General features: G+C 66.9%; 20 protein-coding genes. 10 read left to right on the top strand and 10 right to left on the bottom strand.

The genetic code is table 11. From position 1 onward, the window contains the following. The first annotated feature begins 139 nt into the window (after positions 1-139). From SCH01S_RS07080 to SCH01S_RS07070, 3 genes are all read left to right on the top strand, one after another. Positions 140-1,573 (top strand): aminotransferase-like domain-containing protein, encoded by a 1,434-nt coding sequence (locus SCH01S_RS07080; RefSeq protein WP_157032842.1) that lies wholly within the window; start codon positions 140-142, stop codon positions 1,571-1,573. After that, positions 1,543-2,397: a MucR family transcriptional regulator gene (locus SCH01S_RS17415; protein WP_052733829.1), complete on the top strand. Its 855-nt coding sequence runs from the start codon at positions 1,543-1,545 to the stop codon at positions 2,395-2,397. The genes SCH01S_RS07080 and SCH01S_RS17415 overlap by 31 nt, the downstream gene beginning before the upstream one ends. A gap of 278 nt (positions 2,398-2,675) precedes the next feature. Continuing rightward, positions 2,676-5,774: a TonB-dependent receptor domain-containing protein gene (locus SCH01S_RS07070; protein ID WP_046348076.1), complete on the top strand. Its 3,099-nt coding sequence runs from the start codon at positions 2,676-2,678 to the stop codon at positions 5,772-5,774. A gap of 229 nt (positions 5,775-6,003) precedes the next feature. On the opposite strand, the gene SCH01S_RS07065 is transcribed toward SCH01S_RS07070, so the two are convergent. After that, positions 6,004-8,151 carry a M3 family metallopeptidase gene (locus SCH01S_RS07065; RefSeq protein ID WP_046348075.1) on the bottom strand — a complete coding sequence of 716 codons (2,148 nt, stop codon included), beginning with the start codon at positions 8,149-8,151 and terminating at the stop codon, positions 6,004-6,006. A gap of 210 nt (positions 8,152-8,361) precedes the next feature. Here SCH01S_RS07065 and SCH01S_RS07060 point away from each other — a divergent pair, with 210 nt between their 5' ends. After that, positions 8,362-9,189 carry a PEPxxWA-CTERM sorting domain-containing protein gene (locus tag SCH01S_RS07060; protein WP_046348074.1) on the top strand — a complete coding sequence of 276 codons (828 nt, stop codon included), beginning with the start codon at positions 8,362-8,364 and terminating at the stop codon, positions 9,187-9,189. 94 nt (positions 9,190-9,283) lie between these two features. Further along, the gene (locus SCH01S_RS07055; protein WP_245612182.1) at positions 9,284-11,929 is read left to right on the top strand and encodes a M1 family metallopeptidase; all 2,646 of its coding nucleotides are present in this window, start codon (positions 9,284-9,286) and stop codon (positions 11,927-11,929) included. Positions 11,930-11,932: 3 nt separating this feature from the next. Here SCH01S_RS07055 and SCH01S_RS07050 read toward each other — a convergent pair whose 3' ends face one another. Continuing rightward, on the bottom strand, positions 11,933-12,238 hold the full coding sequence (locus SCH01S_RS07050) for an EthD family reductase (protein ID WP_046348072.1): 306 nt from the start codon (positions 12,236-12,238) through the stop codon (positions 11,933-11,935). Positions 12,239-12,431: 193 nt separating this feature from the next. Here SCH01S_RS07050 and SCH01S_RS16370 point away from each other — a divergent pair, with 193 nt between their 5' ends. After that, positions 12,432-12,593, top strand: a complete 162-nt coding sequence (locus SCH01S_RS16370) for a hypothetical protein (RefSeq protein WP_157032841.1) — start codon at positions 12,432-12,434, stop codon at positions 12,591-12,593. Here SCH01S_RS16370 and SCH01S_RS07045 read toward each other — a convergent pair. Together SCH01S_RS07045 and SCH01S_RS07040 are read right to left on the bottom strand one after the other, a co-directional pair. After that, positions 12,574-13,380, bottom strand: coding sequence for a hypothetical protein (locus SCH01S_RS07045; protein ID WP_046348071.1), 807 nt, complete (start codon positions 13,378-13,380; stop codon positions 12,574-12,576). The two genes, SCH01S_RS16370 and SCH01S_RS07045, sit on opposite strands and share 20 nt — an antisense overlap. Then, the gene (locus SCH01S_RS07040) at positions 13,377-13,811 is read right to left on the bottom strand and encodes a hotdog fold thioesterase (protein ID WP_052733828.1); all 435 of its coding nucleotides are present in this window, start codon (positions 13,809-13,811) and stop codon (positions 13,377-13,379) included. Before SCH01S_RS07040 ends, SCH01S_RS07045 begins: the two co-directional genes overlap by 4 nt. Before the next feature lie 117 nt (positions 13,812-13,928). Between SCH01S_RS07040 and SCH01S_RS07035 the strand changes: the two genes are divergently transcribed. Both SCH01S_RS07035 and SCH01S_RS07030 read left to right on the top strand, forming a co-directional pair. After that, a complete protein-coding gene (locus tag SCH01S_RS07035; RefSeq protein WP_046348070.1) occupies positions 13,929-14,657 on the top strand; it encodes a Crp/Fnr family transcriptional regulator in 729 nt (242 codons plus the stop codon). A gap of 40 nt (positions 14,658-14,697) precedes the next feature. Further along, positions 14,698-14,934 (top strand): DUF6894 family protein, encoded by a 237-nt coding sequence (locus tag SCH01S_RS07030; protein ID WP_046348069.1) that lies wholly within the window; start codon positions 14,698-14,700, stop codon positions 14,932-14,934. A gap of 18 nt (positions 14,935-14,952) precedes the next feature. Here SCH01S_RS07030 and SCH01S_RS07025 read toward each other — a convergent pair whose 3' ends face one another. The 4 genes from SCH01S_RS07025 to SCH01S_RS07010 all read right to left on the bottom strand — a co-directional run bounded on the left by SCH01S_RS07025 (position 14,953) and on the right by SCH01S_RS07010 (position 20,282). Next, positions 14,953-15,153 carry a hypothetical protein gene (locus SCH01S_RS07025; RefSeq protein ID WP_046348068.1) on the bottom strand — a complete coding sequence of 67 codons (201 nt, stop codon included), beginning with the start codon at positions 15,151-15,153 and terminating at the stop codon, positions 14,953-14,955. Positions 15,154-15,239: 86 nt separating this feature from the next. Then, the gene (locus SCH01S_RS07020; protein ID WP_046348067.1) at positions 15,240-17,264 is read right to left on the bottom strand and encodes an amidohydrolase family protein; all 2,025 of its coding nucleotides are present in this window, start codon (positions 17,262-17,264) and stop codon (positions 15,240-15,242) included. Positions 17,265-17,592: 328 nt separating this feature from the next. Further along, positions 17,593-18,678, bottom strand: a complete 1,086-nt coding sequence (locus SCH01S_RS15780; RefSeq protein ID WP_169746367.1) for a sensor histidine kinase — start codon at positions 18,676-18,678, stop codon at positions 17,593-17,595. 77 nt (positions 18,679-18,755) lie between these two features. After that, positions 18,756-20,282, bottom strand: coding sequence for a peptide chain release factor 3 (locus SCH01S_RS07010; RefSeq protein WP_046348066.1), 1,527 nt, complete (start codon positions 20,280-20,282; stop codon positions 18,756-18,758). 110 nt (positions 20,283-20,392) lie between these two features. On the opposite strand from SCH01S_RS07010, the gene SCH01S_RS07005 reads away from it, so the two are divergent. Continuing rightward, entirely contained in the window at positions 20,393-20,686 is a 294-nt protein-coding gene (locus tag SCH01S_RS07005) for a hypothetical protein (RefSeq protein WP_046348065.1), read from the top strand. Positions 20,687-20,725: 39 nt separating this feature from the next. Then, positions 20,726-21,226, top strand: a complete 501-nt coding sequence (locus SCH01S_RS07000) for a GAF domain-containing protein (RefSeq protein WP_245612181.1) — start codon at positions 20,726-20,728, stop codon at positions 21,224-21,226. Here the strand turns inward: SCH01S_RS07000 and SCH01S_RS06995 are convergent. Continuing rightward, complete coding sequence (locus SCH01S_RS06995; RefSeq protein ID WP_046348064.1) at positions 21,198-22,148, bottom strand: carbon-nitrogen hydrolase family protein; 951 nt, start codon at positions 22,146-22,148, stop codon at positions 21,198-21,200. The genes SCH01S_RS07000 and SCH01S_RS06995 overlap by 29 nt on opposite strands. A gap of 124 nt (positions 22,149-22,272) precedes the next feature. Further along, the gene (locus SCH01S_RS06990) at positions 22,273-23,703 is read right to left on the bottom strand and encodes a helicase HerA domain-containing protein (RefSeq protein ID WP_046348063.1); all 1,431 of its coding nucleotides are present in this window, start codon (positions 23,701-23,703) and stop codon (positions 22,273-22,275) included. Positions 23,704-23,753: the final 50 nt, after the last annotated feature.

The following is a 23,753-nucleotide window of genomic DNA, read 5'->3' as shown; positions in this document are numbered from 1 at the left end:
CGTCCGTCGCCATTCGCCATTCGCAGAATCCCGCCAATTTTCGTCAGCGCCGAATCGCGGTTGATCGAAGCCACGCTACAGTTCGGGCCTCTGTCGCATCACTCTTACACCCGGAGCGACGGCATAAGGGGTGTCGGACGTGAGTGGCGCGTTGGCCATGCGGGAGATGGAAGGGCTCGGGCGATCCCGCGCACCTGCCTTCCTGCCGGCCGACCTTGCCCCCGAACCGCAGGGCGGGCTTTACCAGGGACTCTATAAGCGGCTGCGCGCCTTCATTCTCGACGGGGTCTGGCCGCCGGGCACGCGACTGCCTTCGTCGCGCACGCTGGCGGCCGATCTGCGCGTGTCCCGCAACACCGCGATCCTGGCGGTGGAACAGCTGGTCGCCGACGGATGGGCGGAATCGCGCAGCCGGTCGGGCGTCTATGTGTCGGCCGGACCGGCCGTTGCTTCGTCCGCGCTGCCGCAGACGAGCGCACGCGATGCGGTCGAGCTGCCGCCGTTCGCGTTGCAGCGGCCGGCAGCCGACCTGTTTCCGGCCCAGATCTGGAAACAATTGCAGGCGCGCGCCTGGGCCGAGATCGAGCCGCAGCGCCTCGCCAGCGCCGATCCGGCCGGGGACGCTGGCCTGCGCGAGACGATCGCGCGGCTGGTCTGCGCGCCGCGCGGGCTGCGGTGCCATCCGGACCAGATCCTGATCGTCCCCACCGCGACGGCCGCGATCGACCTTGCCGCAGCGGCGCTGTTGCGGGCCGGCGACACCGCTTTGGTCGAGGATGCGAGCCGACCCGCGGTCCGCCAGCTGCTGGCCGCGCGCGGCGCACGCTTGCAGACGATCGGCCAGGGCGGAACGGAACGCCTGGCCCGGCTCGCCTGCGTTGCGCCCGCGGTCTCGTTCCCGACCTGCACCTCGCTCGACAGCGGAACGCGCGCATGGCTGCTCGGCTGGGCGCGGGAGCAGGATGGCTGGATCGTCGAGGACGACCGCGATTCCGAGCTCTGGTTCGACGAGGCGCCGCCGCCGCCGCCGCTCGCGGTGGAGGACGGCGCGCGCGTGCTGCTGGTCGGCAGCTTCAATCGCATCCTTTTCCCGGGCCTGTGCGTCGCGTTCCTGGTTGCGCCGCCCGCATTGGCCGAGCGTTTGCGCACTGCCCACGGAATCGTCGGCGGGCGGGCGAGCCTGGCCTCGCAATTGGCGCTGCGCGCGTTCATCGCCGAGGGGCATTTCGCGCGCCATCTGCGCCGCCGGCGGCAGGCCTATGTCGAACGGCGGGCGGCGCTGATCGAGGCGCTTGCCGGCATCGTCGACCCTGCCAGCGTCAACCGCGCGGGGTTGCATCTGGTGGTGAATGTCGGGGCCGGTCGCGCCTCCGCGGTCGCAGCACGGCTGGCGGCGGCCCGGCTGGGTGGCGCGGCCGCCGGCGACCTCATGGTCGAGCGCGGGGCCGATTCCGCGCTGCTGCTCGGCCTGGGCGCGACGCCCGAGGCGATCCGCCTCGAAGGCCCGCGGCTCGCTGCCGTCATTTCGGAAGGAGGCATATCATGTACGCGTCCGAGCAGGTGTTCCGCGTGAGGGGCCGCAAGGGCCGCACCCTGACGACCGCCGCCCGCATCGAAGCCAAATTCCTGGAACTGCTGGCGGAACGGCCCTTTCATCACATCTCCGTCGCCGACATCGCCGACGGCTGCGCGATTGCGCGCTCCACCTTCTATCGCCTCTACGCTGATCCGGTGGAGACGCTGTGGGCGGTCGCGCTGCCGGTCTTCGAGACGGCGTTCGATGCGGCGCTCAGGGGCAATGCGGCCGGGTTCGTCGATGCCTTCGGCCGGCTCTGGGCCGTGCCGGGCCTGGTCGACGCCCTCAACCATGCCAAGGCAAATGCGCGGGTGCGCACCAAGCTGACCGCGATCGTGCATGCGCGGTTGCGCCAGCATGGCTGCGCGCGCGGCGGCGACACCTGCGCGCTGGTCATGGTCGCGGCCTGCCTGACGGTGATCGCGCAAGGCCGGAGCGGCCCGCCGGCCGAGGCGGAGCTGGGCGAGCTGATGTCGCTGATCTACATCGCCGCCTATCTGACACCCGGCGCGCTCCAGTCGATCGCGCGGCAGCAGGCACGGCGCGGGCTGAAGGGAGGCTTCCCGCCCGCCGTTTCGGTCGAGGAGTCGCTTGCGTCGGACGATCACATCCTGTCGATGATTGACGGCCGGCCCTATCGCTCGCTGACCCGCCACATCGCCCGGTACGGCATGACGCCGGCCGATTACCGCCGCTGCTTCGACCTTGGCGACGATTATCCGATGGTGGCGGCGAGCTATTCCGAGCGGCGGCGCGCGCTGGCGATCAGCGCCGGCTTCGGCGTCCGCCGCGGCAGCGCAGGCTGCGCCGCAGCCGCCTGATTTCGCGGGTGTTGCAGTGTTGCAACACGGCCGCGGCAAAAGCATCCGATCAGCGATTTCCGGCCGTTTCCGGGCCCGGCGTTCGTCGGCCCAACCTCGCTATGCGGAGAGGCTATGGAGCTGAAAAGAAAGGAATTATCAGTTCGCGCGCATGACGGCTTTTCGGGCCGTTCAAACTGGACCCATCGGCCGTCCAAGTCTGGTTCTTTCCTCCCCAAGGCCGCCCGCTACCCCGAACCTGCACTGCCAGCGCGCAGCAAGAAAAAGGGGATTTTTCCATGCCTACCGCCACCACTTCGCGGCTTCGGACTCTTCTGTCGTTGAGCGCCGCGACTGCCGCGCTCTGCGCCGCCCCGGCTTTCGCCCAGGACCAGACTGCCGAGGCTGCGCCCGCGGACGAGGGCACGATCGTCGTCACCGGATCGCTGATCACCAACCCGAACCTCGAGCGCTCGACGCCGGTCAACGTGACCACGTCGGAAGAGGTGGAGCTGCGCCAGACCAACGTCGCCGAGCAGCTGCTCCGCGAAGTTCCGGGCGTGGTGCCGTCGACCGGTTCGGCGGTGAACAACGGCAACAACGGCGCATCGTTCGTCAACCTGCGCGGCCTCGGCTCCAACCGGAACCTGGTGCTGCTCGACGGCGTACGCATCACGCCGTCGAACCAGCTCGGCCGTGTCGACTTGAACAATATTCCGCTCGCGCTGATCGAGCGCACCGAGGTCCTGACCGGCGGCGCATCGACGACCTATGGTGCCGACGCGGTCTCCGGCGTGGTGAACTTCATCACCAAGAAGGACTTCACCGGCCTCGAAATCTCCGCATCCGAGCAGATCACCGAGCGCGGCGACGGCAACGTCTTCCGTGTCGACACGACGATCGGCGCGAACTTCGACGACAATCGCGGCAATGCGACGTTCTCGATCGGCTATCAGGAAGCCGATCCGGTCACGCAGGGCGCGCGCGACTTCAGCCGGTTCAACATCAGCGCCTTCACCGGCAATGTCTCCGGCTCCGGCACGACCTTCCCGACCCGCTTCTCGGTGCCGGGCCTGCCGCTGCAGACCGTCAACCCGACGACCGGCGCGCTTCAGTCAGCATTCACGGCGTTCAATTTCAATCCGTTCAACATCTTCCAGACGCCGTTCCAGCGCTTCAACATTTTCGGACAGGCAAATTATCAAATCGCCGACGGCATCGAGGTGTACACGCGCGGCCTGTTCTCGAAGAACACCGTGAAGACGATCATCGCGCCGTCGGGCGCGTTCGGGATCGCCGTGCAAGTTCCGGTCAGCAACCCGTTCCTGCCGGCTGCCGCGCGTGCGACCTTCTGCGCCAACAGCGACTTCGACCCGCTCGCCGACGGCGTCCAGACGCTGACGCCTGCGCAGTGCGCCGCGGCGGCGGCGGCAACCGATCCGAACGATCCGAACTACCGCGAATTCGTCACCCAGATCTCCCGCCGCGCGATCGAAAACGGGCCCCGCATCAGCGAGTTCAGGACGCAGATTTTCGACTACCGTCTCGGCTTCCGTGGATCGATCACCGACAGCATCAACTGGGACGTGTTCGGCTCCTACGGCGAATCCGAAAACACGCAGTTCATCCAGAATTACACATTGAACTCGCGCTTCCGTCAGGGGCTGCTGACGACGCGGGATGCAAACGGCAACTTCATCTGCCAGGACACCAGCAACGGCTGCGTGCCCGTCAACGTATTCGGCACGATCACTCCTGCGATGGCGAACTTCCTTTCCGCGGAGAGCACCACGCTGAATCGCACCAGCCTGGCCCAGGCGCGCGCGACGATTTCGGGCGACTTCGGTGCCGTGCTGCCATGGGCGTCGGACGCGATCAGCTTCGCGGTCGGCGGCGAGTATCGCAAATATACGGCGCTGCAGCGGGGCGACACGCTCTCCGGCTCCGGCGACCTGGGCGGCTCCGGCGGGCCGACCGCGCTCGTCGATGGCGCATTCGACGTCTATGAAGCGTTCGGCGAGCTCGTCGCGCCGATCGTGCAGGACAAGCCGTTCTTCAAGAACCTGACCCTGGAAGGCGGTATCCGCTATTCGCACTACACGGTCGATGCGCCGAGCCGGCCCAAGTTCAACACGACGACCTGGAAGGTCGGGGCGAGCTGGGAGCCGGTCGATTCGATCAAGTTCCGCGGCAACTTCGCGCGCGCGGTCCGGGCCCCGAACATCAACGAACTGTTCGCGCCGCTCGTCACCGGCCTGACGACGATCGCCAACGACCCGTGCGCGTCGATCGACGATGACGGCAACGTGGTGCGTCCGGCGCCGACGGGCACGCTGGCCGCAGTCTGCCGCGCGCAGGGCGCTCCGGCGTTCACGCTCGGCTCGATCCCGCAGCCGACCGCAGGCCAGGGCAATGCATCGGCCAGCGGATCGCTGACGCTGAAGCCCGAAAAATCGAACAGCTACACCTTCGGCGTGGTGTTCCAGCCCGACTTCCTGCCCGGCTTCTCCGCCTCGATCGATTACTACCACATCAAGATCAACCGGGCGATCACGGCGCCGACGCCGGGCGACGCCATCCAGGCCTGCTTCGGCGCCCCGGACGCGAACGGTAATTTCAGCCCGGCCGCGGGGGCGGAGACCAGCGTCGCCTGCACGGTCATCCGCCGCAACGCGCTGACCGGCGGTCTTGCCGGCGACCCGACCGATACGCCGGGCCTGTTCCTGCCGCTGTCGAACCTCGGCAAGGTGAAGAGCGACGGCATCGACGTCACGATGAACTACAACACGGATATGGGCTTCGCGAAGCTGGCGCTCAGCTTCGCCGGCAACTGGTCGCACAGCCAGAAATTCCAGGCGACCGCCTATCCGAACGCCAGCAACCTGCCGATCTCGCTCAACCGGGAATGCGTCGGCTTCTTCAGCGGCAACTGCGGCTCGCCGGCCGGCACGGCCGCGGATGTCGGCTCGATCCAGCCGGAGTTCAGCTGGACCCAGCGCACCACGCTCACCTTCGACAATGTCGATCTGTCGCTGCTGTGGCGCCACATCAGCGCCGTCCAGCACGAGCCGGACGACGTGCTGAACGGCAACGGCCCGTCCTATTCGGGTCCGGTGCCGGGGACCCAGTCGAACCTGCCGGGCGCCCCCGCACCGGGCACCTTCGGCACGCATGATTTCAACTTCCTGCCTTCGGCCGACTATTTCGACCTCGCCGCGCGGATCGGCGTGGGCGACAATCTGACGATGACGATCACAGTGGCAAACCTGTTCGACAAGCAGCCGCCCTTCACCGGCCAGGACGTCGGTTCCGCCTCGTTCAACAGCGGCAACATCTATCCGTCGACCTATGATGCCCTGGGCCGCACCTATCGCGTCGGTGCCCGCTTGCGGTTCTGACGCCGATAAAGCCGAGGCGCGCCCTCCCGGACGCGCCCCGTCTTTCTTACCCTGGACTTGAGCGGGCGGAGTCGAACGGCTCCGCCCCCTTTTTTCGTGTCGTTCGGTCATCCTCACCCTTCCGGCGCTGCGCGCCTCCCTCCCTCTCCCGGCGGGAGAGGGAAGGGGCCCGCTCGTCCCGAGCGAAGCCGAGGGACGAGTGGGAAGGGTGAGGTCGATCTGATATCTGTCAGTTGTTCGTGGCTGCGGCCGCAGTCGGGATCGGGAAGCCCTTGTCCTTCAGCCAGGCGTTGACGCTCGGGTCGCGGCCGCGGAAATTGCGGTAGGCGATTGCCGGATCGACCGTGTTGCCGATCGACAGGATGTCGTCGTGGAAGCGCTTGGCGGTCGCCGGATCGAACGGATTGCCGGCCTCGACGAACGCCTGGTACGCGTCCTGGTCGAGCACTTCGGCCCACAGATAGCCGTAATAGCCGGCCGCATAGCCTTCGCCTGCGAAGACATGGCCGAATTGCGGGATGCGGTGGCGCATCACGATCTCGCTCGGCATGCCGAGCTCCGCCAGCGTCGTCTTCTCGAACGCGTGCGGCTCGACCGGTTTGTCGCCCATCAGGTGCATCTTCATGTCGACGATCGCGCTCGCCTGCGCCTCGACCACCGAAAAGGCCTGGTTGAAGGTCTGCGCCGCCTTGATCTTGTCGACCAGTGCCTGCGGCATCGGCTCGCCCTTCGCGTTCACCAGGAACTTCATCACCTGCGGCGTGGTGAGGAAATGCTCGTTGAACTGCGACGGAAACTCCACATAGTCGCGCGCCACGTTCGTGCCGGCGAGCGTCGGGTAATGCACCGCCGAGTTCAGGCCGTGCAGCGCATGGCCGAATTCGTGGAACATCGTCTCGGCATCGTCGAACGAGATCGTCACCGGCTCGCCGGGCGCGGCCTTCACGAAATTTGCGTTGTTCGACACGATCGTCGGGATCGCGCCGTCGAAGTTCGACTGGGTGCGATACTCGTTCATCCAGGCGCCGGAGTTCTTGCCCGGCCGCGCATAGGGGTCGAAATACCACAGGCCGACATGCTTGCCGTCGCGGCCCTTCACTTCATAGACGGTCACGTCGGGATTGAAGACCGGCAGCCCCTTCACCGGCGTGAAGGTGAAGCCGTAGAGCTGCCCCGCCGCCCAGAACATGGCGTCGCGGACGTGATCGAGCTGCAGGTACGGCTTTACCTCGCTCATATCGAGGTCGTATTTCGCCTTCCTGAGCTTCTCCGCGTAGAAGCGGTAGTCCCAGGGCGCGATCTTGAACGAGCCGCCTTCCTTGTCGACGATCGCCTGCATGTCGGCGACGTCCTTGTGGACCTGCGCGACCGCCGGCTTCCACGCCGCCATCATCAGATTGAGCGCATTGTCGGGCGTCTTCGCCATCGTGTCGGCAAGATGCCAGTGCGCATAGGTCGGATAGCCGAGCAGCTTCGCTTTCTGCGCGCGAAGGGCGAGGATCTTCGTCACGATCGGATTGTTGTCGTGCGCGCCCGGATGGTCGCCGCGGCTGGTCCAGATCTCGAACGCCTTCTGGCGCAGCGAACGGTCGGTCGCGTTGACGAGGAAAGGCTCCATCGCCGAGCGGGTGTTCGCGAACACCCATTTGCCCTTCATGCCCCGGCGTTCGGCTTCCTGCGCGGCCGCCGTGATCTGCGCCTGGCTGAGCCCACCCAATTGGGCCTGGTTGTCGAGCACCAGCGCGTCATGTTCCTCGTCGTACAGCTCGTTCTGCGCGAACGTCGTGTAAAGCCCGGCGAGCTGCTGGTTGACCTGACTCAGCGCAGCCTTGTCGGCCGCATTGAGCTTCGCGCCCTGCTGGGTGAAATTGTTCCAATAGACCCAGACCAGCCGCTGCTGCTCCGGCGTCAGCTTCGCCTTTTCGGGCGAATTGTAGATCGCGTCGATGCGGCGGAAGAGCTTTTCGTTCTGGACGATCTTGTCCTGGTGCGCCGACAGCTTCGGCGACATCTCCGCCTCGACCTTCTGGAACTCGGGCGAGGACAGGTTCGACGACCAGATGCCGAAGATCGTGTAGACGCGGTTCAGCGTGCGCCCCGCCTGCTCCAGCGGCACGAAGGTGTTGGCGAAGGTCGGCGCGGCCCGGTTGTTCGCGATCGCATCAATCTCGCGCAGATTCTCGGCCATTGCCGCTTCGAGCGCGGGCTTGAACTGCGAGATCTGCACCTTGCCGAACGGCGGCACGCCGCCATAGGGGCCGGTCCACGGCGCGAGCAGGGGATTGGCGGTCTGGGCGGCGGTGGCCGCCGGCGCGGCGAGCGCGGCCGGCGACACGGCCGCCAGCAGCGATGCTGCAAAGATGTGAAATGTTTTCATGGATTTGCCCCTTGCACGACGAAGATGATCCACCGCTGAACGGTGTCGTCGGCGCGCTTTCCAGCACGAGACGCGGCGCGGGGCAATGGCAGCGGCGGATTGGCGCGCCGGGCTGATCGATGTTATACGGGGCGGATCGCCGGCGCGTCACCAAGACGCCTTGTGGCCAGTATCCGTCGGGTCGCTCCCAAAACCGAACGGAGACATGCCATGCTGTCGCTGAAACCCGCTTGCTGTTCCGTGCTGATCCTGTCCGCCGCCGCCTGGAGCGCGCCTGCGGCCGCCGTGCCGTCCGGCGCCAGCCACTCGGGCGAGCTGACGGTGACCGAATATAATCCCGGGGCGCATTCTGTATTTCATGAAAAGATCGACTCGCAGCCGGTGCCGTTCAACGAAGGACGCAACGACTTCGACTACAGCGTCGGCGCTTCGGCGTTGGACGACCATCTGGGCCTCGTGCACGCAGGCGGGACCGCGTTCGAGAAGGAGGTGCAGGCGAACAGCCTGATCGCCTATAACTGGGGCGTCGAGGGACCGGAGAACGGGGTCGACGTGCCCGTGACCGTGACGTTCAGGGGGCACCTCTCCGCATCGGGAAATGGCAAGGCAGAGACGCGCATTCTCCTGCTTGGTGCTGACGCGCCATGGTTCGATAGCGCGATTGCGACGAGTGCCGATGGCACCGGCAAGGATGTGACTTTCTCGCGCGTGCTGACGACCAGTTCCGGCGGCAACGTCATCCTGACGATGCTTGTTTCGGCGCAGGTGAATTTGAGCGGGCAGTGCAGCAGGAACGTCATGGGAATCTGTGACGTCAGCAGCGCCAACGCAGTTCTCGATCCGATGTTCACGATCGATCCGGCGTTTGCGGCCGATTATCACCTGGTCGGCGGGCTGTTCGATACGGTTGTGCCGACCGTGCCGGAGCCGTCGGAATGGGCGCTGATGATCGTCGGCGTGGCGGCCGCCGGTGCCGCGGCGCGACGCCGCCGCGCGGCGGCGGTTACGGGACCGGACGTGCGACCGCTGATCGGCTGAAGCTTATCATGGGTTGATTTCGGCCTTTCCCCTGGGGGCCCGATCTGCCACGCTGGCGCTTTCACGACATAGAGGAAGCACCATGCAGGGTCGAATGGTCAGGGCTGCGCTGTTGTCGGCGACGATGCTGGCTGCGTGTCCGGCGGCGGCGCAGGCCCCGCTCGCGAACGGTCAGCCGCAGCAGGACACGATCGATTCCGTGGTGACGCAGCTGCCGCGCACCGCCGTGCCGCGCCATTATGCGATCGAGGTCACGCCCGATGCGCCGAATCTGCGCTTCAGCGGGCGGGTCGCGATCGACGTCGATGTGGTGAAGCCGACCGACCGGCTGGTGCTGAACGCCAAGGAACTGACGTTCGATTCCGTCTCGATCCGGGCGGGCAGCGGCGCGCCGAAGCCTGGAACGGCGACGATCGATCCGAAGGCCCAGACCGTCACGCTGGCGTTCGGCAGCCAGCTGGCGCCGGGCCGGTATCGGCTCGACATCGCCTATCGCGGCGTGATCCACCAGCAGGCCAACGGCTTCTTCGCGCTCGATTCCAAGGCGCCCGACGGGTCGCCGCGCCGATCGCTGTTCACGCAGTTCGAAGCCGCCGACGCGCGCGCGTTCGTGCCCAGCTGGGACGAGCCGGACTATAAGGCCCGCTGGGACCTGTCGGTGGTCGCGCCTGCGAACCTGATGGCGGTCGGCAACATGCCCGCGGCGCGCACCGAGCCGCTGCCCGGCAACCTGAAGCGCGTCACCTTCCGGCAGACGCCGCTGATGTCGAGCTATCTGCTGTTCCTGGGCGTCGGCGATTTCGGACGGATCAAGACAATGTCCGGCAACACCGAAGTGGCGATCACGATGGGCCGCGGCAACGAAGCCAAGGCGCAGACCGCGCTCGACGCCGAGGCGCAGGTGCTGACCTATTACAACCAGTATTTCGGCACGCCCTATCCGCTGCCGAAGCTGGAGAATGTGGCGGGGCCGGGCCAGTCGCAATTCTTTGGCGCGATGGAGAATTGGGGCGCGATCTTCACCTTCGAGCGCATCCTGCTCGACGATCCGGCGATCACCACCGACGCGGAGCGCCAGGCGATCTTCGGCGTGCAGGCGCACGAAATGGCGCACCAGTGGTTCGGCGACCTGGTGACGATGGCGTGGTGGGACGATCTGTGGCTGAACGAAGGCTTTGCCAGCTGGATGGCCAATAAGACCACCCAGCATTTCCATCCCGACTGGGGCGCCGATGTCGAGCATGTCGCATCGCGCGAGGAGGCGCTGGACATCGACGCCTTTGCGACGACTCATCCGATCGTGCAGAGTGTGCGGACCGTCGAGCAGGCCAACCAGGCGTTCGACACGATCACCTATTCGAAGGGTGAGTCCGTCCTGACGATGCTGGAGGGCTTTGCCGGGCCCGATGTGTGGCAGAAGGGCATCCAGGCCTATATCGCGGCCCATAAATACCGGAACACGCGCACCGACGATCTGTGGCACGCGGTGGAGCAGGCGGGCGCGGCCGGGATCACCCAGATCGCGCACGACTTCACGTTGCAGCCCGGCGTGCCGCTGATCCGCGTCGGCGCCGCGAGCTGCGCGGGCGGATCGACGACGGTGTCCGTCACCCAGGGCCAGTTCAGCGAGGACAAGCCGGATGCGGCGCCGCTGCGCTGGCACGTGCCGGTCCGCGCGATGACGCTGGGCGGGGCGCCGATGCGCGCGATCGTCGCGAACGGCAGCGGGGAGCTGAAGGTCGCGGGCTGTGCGCCGCTGCTGATCAACGCCGGCCAGACCGGCTATTACCGGACGCTCTACCAGCCCGATCAGATCGCCCAGCTGACCAAGGCTTATGCGAGCCTGGCGCCGGTCGACCAATATGGGCTGCTGGCGGACAATCTTGCGCTGGCCAGCGCCAATTACCAGCCGATGGCGGTCGGGCTCGACCTGCTCGCTGCCGTTCCCGCCGATGCGCAGCCGAAGGTCACCGAGCTTGCGGTGCAGGAATGGAGCGCGCTCTACCAGCTATTCGACGGCGATGCTGCGACCCAGGCGCGGATCGCGGCGGATATGTCGGCGCGGTTCGGGCCTGTCTTGCAGCGCCTGGGCATGGCGCCCCGCGCCGGCGAGCCCGTGCTGGAGGCGACGCTTCGCCCCGTGCTGATCCGCGCGCTCGGCCGGGTCGGCGACCAGACGGTCACGGCGGAAGCGCGGCGGCTGTTCCAGGATCCCGCGAGCATCCCCGGCAGCCTCAAGTCCGCCTGGCTGCGCGTGGTCGCCGAGAACGCCGACGCCGCCACCTGGGACCGGCTGCACGCGCTTGCAAAGGGCGCCAGCGGCGCGGTCGAGCGCAGCACCTTCTACGACCTGCTCGGCCGCACCCGCGACCCCGCGCTTGCCCAGCGCGCGCTCGATCTGTCGCTCACCGATGAGCCGGGGCCGACGATCAGCAGCGACATGATCGGCGCGGTTGCCAACCGGCATTCGGAGCTCGCGCTCGATTTCGTGCTCGCGCATCTGGACCGGGTCCGCCAGCTGACCGACACGTCCGGCTGGTCGCGGTTCATCGCGCGGCTGGGCGAAAGCAGCCATCAGCCGACGACGATCGACAAGCTCGACGCCTATGCGACGGCCCATGTCGCCGCGACCGACAGGAAGCCGATCGACCAGACGATCGCTCATCTGCGCACCCGCTTTGCCCGGCAGGCGCGGTTGCAGGAGCAGACCCGCGCGTGGCTTGCGGCCCACGCGTCCTGAGGGTCAGTCGATCAGGCTGCTGACCTGCATCACCGGCCGTGCGTCGGTGAAGTTGGCGATGTCGGCCATGATCTCTGCCGCGTGCGGACCGCCCATCGCCTGCTGCAGCTCGGCGGGCGAGGGGAAAGTCAGCTCGGCCATGATCTGATAGGCCGGCTTGGCGCCGTCGGGCGCGGGCAGCCCCTTGAGCACGCGCGCATCGCTCAGGAGCCCATGCCAGCGCTCGCGGACCAGCGGCATGTGCGTGGCGAGGTAATAATCCTCGTCGAACCTTGCGTCCGGGCCGTACATCACGCTGACGACGATCATCTCTCCGCCTCCTCGCTTGCCTACTCGCCTCATGCCCGGTGAACTGGCCCGGCCGCAAGTCCGGTGCGTCGCTCCGGCGATTGGATCAATTCATCCGGCGGGCCGGTCATTCCGGCATAGCTGTCGAGAGCCTATCCGGTAGCGGCTCAGGCAAGACAGCGATTGCGCCTGTGCTCGCGACCGGGAGGACCGCATGGATTTCCGCTTTGCGTTCAAGGTGATCAGGATGGCGATCCTGGGCTTCTGGATCATCATCTTCGCTTCGGCCGGCCTTGCCATCGTATGCCCCGTCCGCGCCGCGGTGCCGCGCTGCGAGCCGATGATTGGCGCCGAGACTACTGCTTGCGCGCCATGACCCGGAACGTCGAATCGGAGCCCGGAGACGTCGTCGCGATCTCCAGCGACTTGCCGTCGGGCAGGAGAGTGAAGGTCCGGGTCGCGACGAGCTTGCCGTCCTGCTTCAGTGTCGCCACGATCTGGCGGTCGCCGTTCCGCGTGACTGCGGCCATGATCTTGCCGCGATAGGGCCCGTGAACCGGAACGGCATCGCCGCCGAACGTCGCGCTGTACGAGGCGCCGATCGGCACGCGGTAGCGGAAGCGGCTTCCGGTGACGTGCAATTCAGTCGTGCGGAGCTGCACGGGCACGGCCACATAGCGGAGCCCCTGCCATTTGCCCGAAACCGCGTGCGCGCCCGGCGGAGCGGCCGCCGCGCGCCGCGCCAGATACTCGGTCCGCAGCGGTCCTTTGACGCCTGGCCGATGGTCGATCGAGACATAGGTTGCCGTCTGGCCATCGGGCGAGACGGTCATCGTCGTCGACCGCGTCATGGCCGGGCTGACAATGCGCGTCAGGATCGACCGGGGGCCGGTGACGGTGACCGCCTCCGACGTCACGTTCTCATCGCCGGCGATCGCGTGCGGCTTGCCGTCGGCCGGATAGGATCGGGGCGGCGAGCAGCTTCGGCAGGAATAGATGCCGCCCGACAAAAGGTAATCGTCTTCGGGCAATCCGCCCTGCGACGTCAGGTCGGCGATCCATGTGCCGTCGAACGGGCTTACAGCCGCCGCCGCAGCGCTGCCGAGCGGCAGGGCGGCGATGCCGAGCGCGATGGCGGCGGCCGGTCCGGGCAAGCGGGTCACGCCCGGTGCACCGGGATCACGGCCAGCGTGATGCGGGACAGGCAGATGAGCCTGTCCTGCTCATCCACGATGCGGATCGTCCAGACCTGAGTGGTGCGGCCGAGCGCTTCGGCCCTGGCGGTGCCATAGACCCAGCCGTCCTTGGCCGGGCGGATATGGTTGGCGTTGATTTCCATGCCCACCACCAGACTCACCGCCGGGTCCACCGTCAGCGAGCCGGCGATCGAGCCGACCGTCTCAGCCAGCGCGACCGATGCGCCGCCATGCAGGCGTCCGAAGGGCTGGTGCGTGCGGCGATCGACCGGCATGCGCGCTGTCAGCCAGTCATCGCCGATAGCGACGAATTCGATACCGATATATCCCGGCAGGGCGTTCTCGCCGAGCCGCGTGAGCGCTTGCAGGTCAATCTCCGCGCTGTGCCACACGCGCATTCCTGCCTTCTCCCCGATTGCCGGCCGGCCTGCCTCGGCTATCGGGGGCTCCGGCCCTTGTCAAAGGCTTGAGCCGTACCGGGCGGCACAAACCGGACGTCCATTTGTTGACGGCAAATGGTCGGTCCTGCGCAATCGGAAGTACAGAACTGGTTGCTCCGGGCGCTGCCGCCGGAGGCGTTCGGCCTGCTCGGCCCGCATCTGAAGCGGATCGATACGCCGAAAGGCATGACGATCTTCGACGCCGACCAGCCGCCTGAGTTCGGCTATTTCTTCGACGGCGGAATGGGATCGGTGATCGTCGAGGTGGCGAGCGGTCAGGCCGTCGAGATCGGGCTGTACGGGATCGACGGGTTCGGCGGCATCCCGCTGATCCTGCAATCGGGCCACTCACCGCACCGGCTGGACATGCAGATCGGCGGCTCTGCCTGGATCATCCCCGCTCCCGAGTTCGCGGGACTGCTTGAGACCAGCCCGCCCATTCGGATGCTGATGCTGCGCTACGTGCAGTTCTTCCTGCTGCAGTCCGCCCAGACCTGCCTTTCGAACGCGCTCCGCCCGATCGAGGAGCGCCTGACGCGCTGGCTGCTGATGAGCCACGACCGCTTGCCCGGCGACGATGTTCCGCTGACTCACGACTATCTGGCCATCATGCTCGGGTCGTCGCGCACGACCGTGACTTTCGCTCTGGGCAGCCTCAGCCAACAGGGCGCGATCCGGACAGCGCGCGGAACAATCGCGGTGCTCGATCGGGCGCTGCTCGAGCGCATTGTCGGCGACGGCTACGGGGTGCCGGAGCGGGAATATAATCGCCTGATCGCGAAGCGTTTCGGGAACGCCGGATGATCCGACGCCGTTTTTCCAGACGTGTAAGGGGAGCTTTGGTTTGCCGCGTTATTTTTTCCACATCGTCGACGGACGAACGGTGCGGGATGAGGAAGGGCAGGAGTGCCCGGGCCTGGACGAAGCGCGGGCGGAGGCTGTCGCCAGCGCACGGTCTATCATGCGCGAAGCGTTGTGGTCCGGCCGGCTGCCGCTCAACGAGTGCATCGAGATCGCCGACGAGAAGGGGCAAATCCTGCTCACGGTGCCGTTCCGCGAGGCGGTAACGATCGAGGAGTAATCCGCGCGGCCGCGGCCGTCAGGCAAGTGCGACGGCGCTGGAGCCGGTGTCGCGCGCGATGACCGCTACCCTGCGCCCGAGTTCCCAAATCTCGCAATCGTCGCCGGGATGATTGTCCCGCGCATACTGGATCGCGGCCGCGTCGGTATCGGCCTCGATATCGGCTCGCGCGGTGATGTGCTTGTCGCGATCCAGGCAGTAAAGACGATAGACGGGCATGCGGATCCCCCGGGTGAAGGATGCCGTTAGCATGCCGGTGGTCCTTCGTCGGTCACCTGGACGACAAAGGGCGGAAAAGAAGCGCTTCAGCCTGGCCTGGACACCTTCGGCATCGGCGCGAACGGCTCGATGCCGAACTCCGGATAGACCTCCGCCGGGTAGTAGACCGTGCCGTCCTTGACCACCATCGCGATGGATTTGATCGCCTTCAGGTCCTTGGTCGGGTCGCCCGGCACCAGGAAGAAGTCGGCGAGCTTGCCTTTCTCGATCGAGCCGAGCCGCTGATCCTGGCCCAGATAATGGGCCATGTCCCAAGTCGCGCGCTTCAGGATCTGCGGCGGCGTCATGCCGACCGTCTGATACAGCTCCAGCTCGCGGTGATAGGTGAAGCTGCCGCCGGTATCGGTGCCGGGGACGATCATCACGCCCTTGTCGTTCAGCATCCGGATCGTCTGGACGATCTTGTCATAGGCGCCGCGATAGGCCGCGTCGTCGCCCGGCGCCGAGGTGTCGATCCATGCCTGCTTCATGCCGCGCTGGGTGCCGATCGGCATATGCGAGATATAGTCGGCCGCGCCCGGCGGCACCTGGCCGTCGCGGTTCAGCAGCAGATTCTCGTGAATGCCCAGCGTCACGTCCATCGGGATGTGCCGGTCGGCGACCAGGTTGATCGAGTGCTGCACGCGCGGGCTGTTGAGGTCGAGGCCTGGAAGCCGTTTCAGCGCGGTCAGCCGGAACAAGGTCCGCGTGTCCTCGGTCGGCTTGATCACCCATTGCAGCATGAACTGGTTGATGTGCGTCAGCTCGTCGAACCCGTCCTCGACCATCTGGTCGGCGGTCGCGAAGGCGGGGACATGGCCCTGGACCTTGAGACCAAGGCGATGCGCTTCCTTCACCATCGCCGGAATCCAGGCCGGGTTCATGCTGTTGTACGACTTGATCGACCAGAAATCGTGCGCCGCGTACCAGCGGACCGCGTCGACTGCTTCCTGCTCGCTGTTGACCAGGATGCCGTTGTTCGCGCTGTAGGGGCTCTTGCCCTCGACGAAGCCGGCGCGGACGATGCGCGGGCCGGCGATCGTGCCGTCGTCGATCCGCTCGATCAGCTTGGCGAGCACGTCATTGTCGTTGCCCATGTCGCGCATCGTCGTGATGCCGGCGATCAGGTTCAGCAGTGCGCCTTCCTGGCTGGTGTGGGCGTGCATCTCGTACATGCCGGGAACCAGCGTGCCGCCGGCGCCGTCGATCGTCACCTCGCCTTTGGTCGCCGGCTCGTCGAGCGGCTCGACCGCCGCGATGTGATTGCCGGAGACGAGCACCGAGACCGGCCCGGTCAGTGCCTGAGTCTTCGGGTCGAAGATGCGGACATTGCGGATGCGGACCGGCGCATCATAGTTATGCGCGACCTTTTTCTGGATATCGACGAAACGGTCGGTCGACCATTTGGCCGCGAGCGTCTTCAGCCGCTCCGCCTCGCCTTCGTAGCCGGCCCGGACGATCACCTGGCGGGGCGAGACATAGGCGAACATTTCGCCCTGCGGGTCCATCAGGATCGTATCGGGCGCAGTCTCGATGCCGCCCAGATCGTAGCGGGTCACCTGGAGCGGCCCGCCATCGCCGTTGACCGACAGCGTCTCGCCCTTGGTCAGCTTCAGCGTGCCGCCGGGCAGCGCGGGCAGGGTGCTGCCGCCCGCCTTGATGATCGCGCGGGCATAGAGTCCGGTCGACCAGGGGCTGCCGCTCTGCGCGACATAGACGGCGCGCTCCTTGGTCGCGGCGCTGCCCTTGCCGGTCGCGTCGGTCCATATCGCCTTGGCGCCGCTCTTCGCGAAATGCTCCTCGACCTTGGAGCCGAAGGTGGTCGCGCCGGTAATGTCCCACGCGGTCGGCAGGCCGTTCGCGTCGAGCTTGATCGACTCCTTCATCGTCGGGCCGCGGCCGTTGTTCTTGTAGTCGTAGTCGATCACCGTCTGCGCGCCCTGCACGTCGGCGTTCAGATGGCCGACATTCTTGCCGCCAAAGATGACGCTGTAGCGCTGCATTTCGGCCGAAGCGGGAGCGGCGAGGACCGCGGCGAGAGCGGCCAGCGCCGCGGTGGTCAGGAGTTTCATGCTGGCGCTTGCCTAAGGCGCGAATTCGGGCCGTGCAATCCCGTCGCGCCGCGCTGCAGTTTCGTCGACAGGATATTTCTCTGGGAAGCGGTTCGACGCATCAAAACTGTGCGACCCGAGGCATTCGAAAGAATGCTGACCCTAAAGCCCGGCCGGCCTCAAAAACCGGTCGGGCTTTTTTTGACTTTCGATCCTCCCCTGGAAGGGGAGGGGGACCGTCCCCGCGAAAGCGGGGATGGTGGAGGGGTATCGCAGTCCGGGATAGTTCTGAAGCGCTGACACCCCTCCGTCAGCCCTTCGGGCTGCCACCTCCCCTCTAAGGGGAGGATTACGCTGCGAGTGTCAGCGGCGGTTCGGTCGCGGCGGCGGCGATGCGCAGCGGCATCGTCAGCGTGACGCGGAAGCCCTGTCCGTCTGCGTCCACCTGCATCTGCCCGTCCCCGCCATAGCTCAGCCGCAGCCGCTCGCGGACATTGGCGAGGCCGACGCCGGTTCCGGCGCTGGCGCCTTCGCTGTCGGCGCCGCTGTCGCTCACCTCCAGCTCCAGCCGGCCGTCCCGCTCGCGCGCGGCGATCTCGACCCGCACTTCGGTGCGCGACGGGGCGACCGCGTATTTGACGGCGTTCTCGACCAGGGGCTGGAGCAGGAACGGCGGCACCTGCGCGCGGGCAAGCTCGTACGGCAGGTGGATCGCGGTCACCAGCCGCTCGCCGAAGCGGACGCTTTCGATATCGAGATAATTGTCCAGCATCTCGAACTCGTCCTCGACCGCGACCATGCGGTCCGGATCGGCGGCGAGGCTGCCGCGCAGGAAGGAGGAGAGGCGGTCGATCATCGATTCCGCCTCGTCGGTGCGGCGCAGCACGACCAGGCTGGAGATCGCGTTCAGCGTGTTGAACAGGAAATGCGGATTGAGCTGAAAGCGGAGCGCCAGCATCTGCGCCTCGCGCTCACGCTGGCGCGCTTCGCCCAGCAGCGCCTGGTTGCGCTGCAGCGCCATGTAAGCGCCCTGGAATGCGAACAGGCCGGCCAGCATGCCGCTGTTGTAGGTGTTGAGCGTCGCGGCGCGGATGTAGGACTGGCGCAGGGTCATCGTCAGCGTGTCGGCCCAGATGCGCAGCTGCGTGTCCCAGAACGCCTGGATTAGCGCGATCGCCAACACTGCGACGGTGACGATGCTCCAGCGCAGCAGCGGGCGCAGGTCGGTCGTCCAGCGCAGGACGTGATAGAGCTGAAAGCCGAGGAACCCGTCGATCAGCATCATCGGCAGCCCGAGCACCAGCGATTCGTGCAGGCTTTCGGGGCCGCGGAAATAGCCGGACGCGGTGAAGACGATCAGCGTGAACAGGTTGAACATCACCGCCATCGCAATGGCCGCGCGCAACGGATGGCGATCGTTCGTCAGGATGCTCATCTGCCCCATTTCCGAACCGTAACAGTGAGTGAGGAAAGCACAAGAATCGTTCCTCTCCCTTGAGTGGAGAGGGTGGATCAGGCGCGTTCCTTGGTGGCCGAGAAGCGCAGGTTCGGGTTGCGTTCTTTCACGTAATTGAGCTCCCACGCGTCCTTGGCCATGAAGACCAAAGCGCCGTCGCGGTCGCGGGCGAGCGCGCCGCGGTGGATCGTGGCGAAGGCGTCGATGTCCCTGGCGTCGCCGGCGAGCCAGCGCGCCGTATCCCAGGGCGAGGGTTCCAGCTTTGCGTCGACCTTGTATTCGACTTCCAGGCGCGAGATCAGCACCTCGAGCTGGAGCTGGCCGACCACGCCCACCACCCAGGCGCTGCCGACTTCGGGGTAGAAGACCTGGATGATGCCTTCTTCCGCCAAGTCATCGAGCGCCTTGCGCAGCTGCTTGGTCTTGGTCGGGTCCTTGAGCGCGATCCGGCGCAGGATTTCCGGCGCGAAATTGGGCAGGCCGGTGATCGTCTTCGGCGGCCCGTCGGTCAGCGTGTCGCCGACGCGCAAGGTGCCGTGGTTCGGGATGCCGATGATGTCGCCGGGCCAGGCCTCTTCCGCCGTCTCGCGGTTCTGGGCGAAGAACAGGATCGGGCTGTGCACCGCAATCGCCTTGCCGGTGCCGACCTGATTGAGCTTCATGCCGCGTTTGAACTTGCCCGAGCAGAGGCGCATGAAGGCGACGCGGTCTCGGTGCATCGGGTTCATGTTGGCCTGCACCTTGAAGATGAAGCCGGTGACGGCGGCATCGTCGGGCGACACGGCCTCGGGCTCGGCCGGCTGCGGGCGCGGCGAAGGGGCGAAGCGGGCCAGGGCGTCGATCAGCTCGCTCACGCCGAAATCCTTCAGCGCGGAGCCGAAGAAGACCGGCGTCAGGTCGCCGTGGCGGTAGGCGACTTCGTCGAACGCGGCATAGCCGGCGTCGATCAGCGCCAGTTCTTCGCCGACCGGGTCGTGGCCCGACAGGTCGGCCGGCGCGGTGGTGCCGTCCGGCTTGGTCAGCTGCTTGGTCTCCAGATTGTAGAGACCTTCGAACGTGCCGCCCATGCCGACCGGCCAGTTCATGGGGCTGACGTCCAGCGCCAGGTCCGACGCGATCTCGTCCAGCAGGTCGAACGGGTGGCGGCCTTCGCGGTCGACCTTGTTGACGAAGGTGATGATCGGGACGGAGCGCAGCCGGCAGACCTCGAACAGCTTGCGCGTCTGCGCCTCGATGCCGCGCGCCGCGTCGATCACCATCACCGCGGAATCGACCGCCGTCAGTGTGCGGTAGGTGTCCTCGCTGAAATCCTCGTGGCCCGGCGTGTCGAGCAGATTGAAGGTGAGACCGTCGCGCTCGAACGTCATCACCGACGAGGTGACGGAAATGCCGCGCTGCTGCTCGATCTTCATCCAGTCGGAGCGCGCGCGCCGGGCCTGCCCCCGCGCCTTCACTTCGCCCGCGGCATGGATCGCGCCGCCGAACAGCAGCAGCTTTTCGGTCAGCGTCGTCTTGCCGGCGTCCGGGTGGGAAATGATCGCGAAAGTGCGCCGATCCGGGCGCGTGGTCGGTCGGGAGTCCATGAAAGCCTTGATCGCAGAAGCAGCGCGCTCGTCCCGAGCGCAGGTCGGGCGCCATGTAGCGATCGAATCCCCGCTTGACGAGAGGGCGGGAATGCAGTGGCACTCCCGGCATGGACCTCGACGCGCTGCTCCATCACTATTTCGGCCGCACGCGGCTGGACACGCTGGCGCCCGAAGCGGTGACACGCGGCAGAGAAGCGCTCGCGATCGACTTCGGCGTGGAGCAGGAGCCGGGCCGCAAATTCGCGCTGTGGGTGCTGATGCACGCGCTCGGCATCGCGCCGCTGCCGGCCGAGGCGTTTCCGAAGCATCCGGAACTCAAGCGGGCGGCGGAGGACTGGCTGACGGCGTCGGAACGCGTCGTCAACTCGACCCTTGATCGGAGCGCCCCCGATGAAGGATGATGGGGCGGTCTTGGACCTGCGAGCGGAGGATTGAGAACCTTGGACGCGCTTGCCGCCCGGGTGATGCACCATGGCGATGACCCGGCCATGCTCGGGCTGCTGGAAGAGGTCTGCGCCGCGACCGGCATGGGCTTCGCAGCCGTCGCCTGCGTGACCGAGGATCGCTGGATCGCCTGCCAGGTGCTGGACAATATCGAGTTCGGCCTGAGGCCCGGCGACGAACTCGATATCGCGACCACGATCTGCGACGATGTGCGCAAGACGCAGCACGGGATCGTTATCGACCATGTTGCCATGGACATGGACTGGCGCACGCATCCGGTGCCGATCCTGTACGGCTTTCAAAGCTATGTTTCGCTGCCGCTGACGCTGGAGGACGGCAGCTTTTACGGCACGCTGTGCGCGATCGATCCGAAGCCGCGCCTGCTGCATGCGGCCGACATGATCGAGGCGCTGGAGGATATCGCGCGCCGGGTTGCGATCTTGCTGTCCGAGCGGGCCGGCGTTTCAGTCAGGCCGGCGCCGTTCCGGGAAGGCTGAACGGCGCAAACGCGACGCCCGGCCGCGGCGTCTCGTCCACCTGCAGCCGGAAGACGTCCGGTCGGGAATAATGGCCGACCGCGTCGAAATCGTAGCGGGCGCGGACGATCTCGGCCGTGTCGATCTCGGCCGTGACCAGCCCGGTTTCGTGCTCCAGAGGGCCGGCGAGCACGTCACCCAGCGGCCCGACGATCATGCTGCCGCCGCGGATCAGCGGACGATCCGCCGGCCAGCCCTCGACCTCGCGGCCCAATTCGGCCGGCGAGGGCTGCACCTGGCACGCGCTGATCACGAAGCAGCGGCCTTCATGCGCGATGTGCCGCATCGATGCGCGCCACACGTCCCGCTCGTCGACCGTCGGCGCGCACCAGATCTCGATGCCTTTCGCATACATGGCTGTCCGGAACAGCGGCATGTGGTTTTCCCAGCAGATCGCCGCGCCGATCCTGCCGGCACGGCTTTCGACCACCGGCATCGTCGAGCCGTCGCCCTGGCCCCAGATCAGCCGCTCGGTGCCGGTCGGCATCAGCTTGCGGTGTTTGGCGATCAGGCCGCGTTCGGGATCGATGAACAAGGCGGTGCAGTAGAGCGTGGCGCCCGCCCGCTCGATCACCCCCAGCACCAGGGTCGCGCCGGTGCGGCGGCTGAGCCCGGCCAGGGCCTCGATCTCGGGCGCGTCCAGATCGACCGCATTGGCGTGATAGGCCGCGAACGCCTCGCGCCCCTCCGGCATCCGATAGCCGAGGCGGGTGCCGAAATCCGAGCCTTTCGGATAGCCGCCGAGCAGGGCTTCGGGCATGACGACGAGCGCGGCTTGGGAGTCCGCGATCTGTTGCTCGAACGACAGAATCGCATCCAGCGTTGCCGCTTTGCCCTCCGGCCGGGAGCCGATCTGGAGCGCGGCGACGGTGGTCTTGGTCATGGGTCGTCCAATTCCGGTTTGGCCTGAGCTTGTCGAAGGCCTCCCTTTTCTTCCTGGCATCTCAGAAAAGAACAAGGGAGGGCTTCGACAAGCTCAGCCCAAACCGGTTGAGGAGCGCCGGAGGTCATGCCGCCCGCCCGGCCTCCGTCGCCGCGCTTGTCCAGCCCAGATGCGGCAGCGCGATCGAGCGGCCGCCGGCGAGGTCGGTGCGAATGACGATCACGCCGCGTTCCTCCATATGGCCGAGCATCCGCTTGACGCGGCCCATCGACGCGGTGCCGTAGATGCGGGCGAGTTCGGCATCGTCGGGACAGGGCGCGCCGTCCCGAGCGGCGCGGGCAATGCGGAGGAACGGCGCCAGCATTTCCTCAGGCAGCGCAGCGGCGAGGGCGAGCGTCTCGGCCCAGCCCTCCTCGCCGTCGATGCCGGCCAGTGCCAGCGCGAACAGGCGGCGGAAATCGGCCAGCGGGGGGATGGGCGCAATCCCAGCCATCCGGCAGCCGACGGTGAATTCCTGATACAGCGCCGGCGCTGGCTGTCCGCTGAAGGTCGCGGCGAGCCCGGAGAGGATCGCGCCGATGCGCGACGTGCGCTCCTCCTCGTCCAGCGACGGCAGATTGGGAACCGGCGGGGGCGCCTCGATCGCGCGGATCAGCTCGGCGGGACGCGGCGGGGGAGGGGGCGGGGCTACGATTTCGCGCGGGGCAGGTTCCAGATTGAGCAGCAGCTCGGCGCCTGCATCGGCGCCCGGCAGCGGCAGCAGCACCGGCGCGGCGTTGTTGGTGCCTGTCCTGACCGCGCCGACCCGCACCAGGACCGGACGTCGCGCGATCGCGGGGCCGAGGCCCAGGAATTGCCCACGCTCCAGGTCGCGGATCGCCTCGGCCTGGCGGCGTTCCATGCCGAGCAGGTCCGCCGCGCGCAGCATGTCGATGTCGAGGAAAGTGCGGCCCATCAGGAAATTGGAGGCTTCGGCCGCGACGTTCTTGGCGAGCTTCGCCAGCCGCTGCGTCGCGATCACGCCGGCCAGCCCGCGCTTGCGTCCGCGGCACATCAGGTTGGTCATCGCGGAAAGCGACGTCTTGCGCGCATCGTCCGCGACTTCGCCGGCCGCGGCGGGGGCGAACAATTGCGCTTCGTCGACCACGACCAGGGCCGGGAACCAATGCTCGCGTGGCGCTTCGAACAGCGCGTTCAGGAACACCGCCGCGCAGCGCATCTGGTCGTCAATCTCGAGCCCGTCGAGGCTCAGCACCGCCGACGCGCGATGCTCGCGGATGCGCGCGCCGATCGTCGCGACTTCGCCCAGCGAATAGGATGCCGCGTCGATCACCGTATGCCCGAACGCGTCGGACAGGGTCACGAAATCACCCTCGGGATCGATGACCACCTGCTGCACCGTGCCGGCGCTGCCCTCCAGCAGCCTTCTCAGCAGATGCGACTTGCCCGACCCCGAATTGCCCTGGACCAGCAGCCGCGTGGACAGAAGCTCGCCCAGATCGAGCTCGACCGGCTGCCCCCGCTCGCTGCTTCCAAGATCGACGCCGAAACTCATGCACTTGCGTTTCGGCCACCCGCCCGATTCAGGGCAAGGGCGGCAGGATA

Origin of the sequence: Sphingomonas changbaiensis NBRC 104936 (genome assembly GCF_000974765.1) — a bacterium.
Classification (GTDB): Bacteria; Pseudomonadota; Alphaproteobacteria; order Sphingomonadales; family Sphingomonadaceae; genus Sphingomonas_B; species Sphingomonas_B changbaiensis.
The sequence above is the reverse complement of the archived record's forward strand: the minus strand, read 5'-3'. Positions and strand labels throughout refer to the sequence as shown.

What these genes read in the sequence shown, in the direction of transcription:
- SCH01S_RS17415 (WP_052733829.1), top strand. Translation starts at nt 1,543, where the DNA reads ATGTACGCGTCCGAGCAGGTGTTCCGCGTGAGGGGCCGCAAGGGCCGC.
- SCH01S_RS07070 (WP_046348076.1), top strand. Translation starts at nt 2,676, where the DNA reads ATGCCTACCGCCACCACTTCGCGGCTTCGGACTCTTCTGTCGTTGAGC.
- SCH01S_RS07065 (WP_046348075.1), bottom strand. Translation starts at nt 8,151, where the DNA reads ATGAAAACATTTCACATCTTTGCAGCATCGCTGCTGGCGGCCGTGTCG.
- SCH01S_RS07060 (WP_046348074.1), top strand. Translation starts at nt 8,362, where the DNA reads ATGCTGTCGCTGAAACCCGCTTGCTGTTCCGTGCTGATCCTGTCCGCC.
- SCH01S_RS07055 (WP_245612182.1), top strand. Translation starts at nt 9,284, where the DNA reads ATGGTCAGGGCTGCGCTGTTGTCGGCGACGATGCTGGCTGCGTGTCCG.
- SCH01S_RS07050 (WP_046348072.1), bottom strand. Translation starts at nt 12,238, where the DNA reads ATGATCGTCGTCAGCGTGATGTACGGCCCGGACGCAAGGTTCGACGAG.
- SCH01S_RS16370 (WP_157032841.1), top strand. Translation starts at nt 12,432, where the DNA reads ATGGATTTCCGCTTTGCGTTCAAGGTGATCAGGATGGCGATCCTGGGC.
- SCH01S_RS07040 (WP_052733828.1), bottom strand. Translation starts at nt 13,811, where the DNA reads ATGCGCGTGTGGCACAGCGCGGAGATTGACCTGCAAGCGCTCACGCGG.
- SCH01S_RS07035 (WP_046348070.1), top strand. Translation starts at nt 13,929, where the DNA reads ATGGTCGGTCCTGCGCAATCGGAAGTACAGAACTGGTTGCTCCGGGCG.
- SCH01S_RS07025 (WP_046348068.1), bottom strand. Translation starts at nt 15,153, where the DNA reads ATGCCCGTCTATCGTCTTTACTGCCTGGATCGCGACAAGCACATCACC.
- SCH01S_RS07020 (WP_046348067.1), bottom strand. Translation starts at nt 17,264, where the DNA reads ATGAAACTCCTGACCACCGCGGCGCTGGCCGCTCTCGCCGCGGTCCTC.
- SCH01S_RS15780 (WP_169746367.1), bottom strand. Translation starts at nt 18,678, where the DNA reads ATGAGCATCCTGACGAACGATCGCCATCCGTTGCGCGCGGCCATTGCG.
- SCH01S_RS07010 (WP_046348066.1), bottom strand. Translation starts at nt 20,282, where the DNA reads ATGGACTCCCGACCGACCACGCGCCCGGATCGGCGCACTTTCGCGATC.
- SCH01S_RS07005 (WP_046348065.1), top strand. Translation starts at nt 20,393, where the DNA reads ATGGACCTCGACGCGCTGCTCCATCACTATTTCGGCCGCACGCGGCTG.
- SCH01S_RS06995 (WP_046348064.1), bottom strand. Translation starts at nt 22,148, where the DNA reads ATGACCAAGACCACCGTCGCCGCGCTCCAGATCGGCTCCCGGCCGGAG.
- SCH01S_RS06990 (WP_046348063.1), bottom strand. Translation starts at nt 23,703, where the DNA reads ATGAGTTTCGGCGTCGATCTTGGAAGCAGCGAGCGGGGGCAGCCGGTC.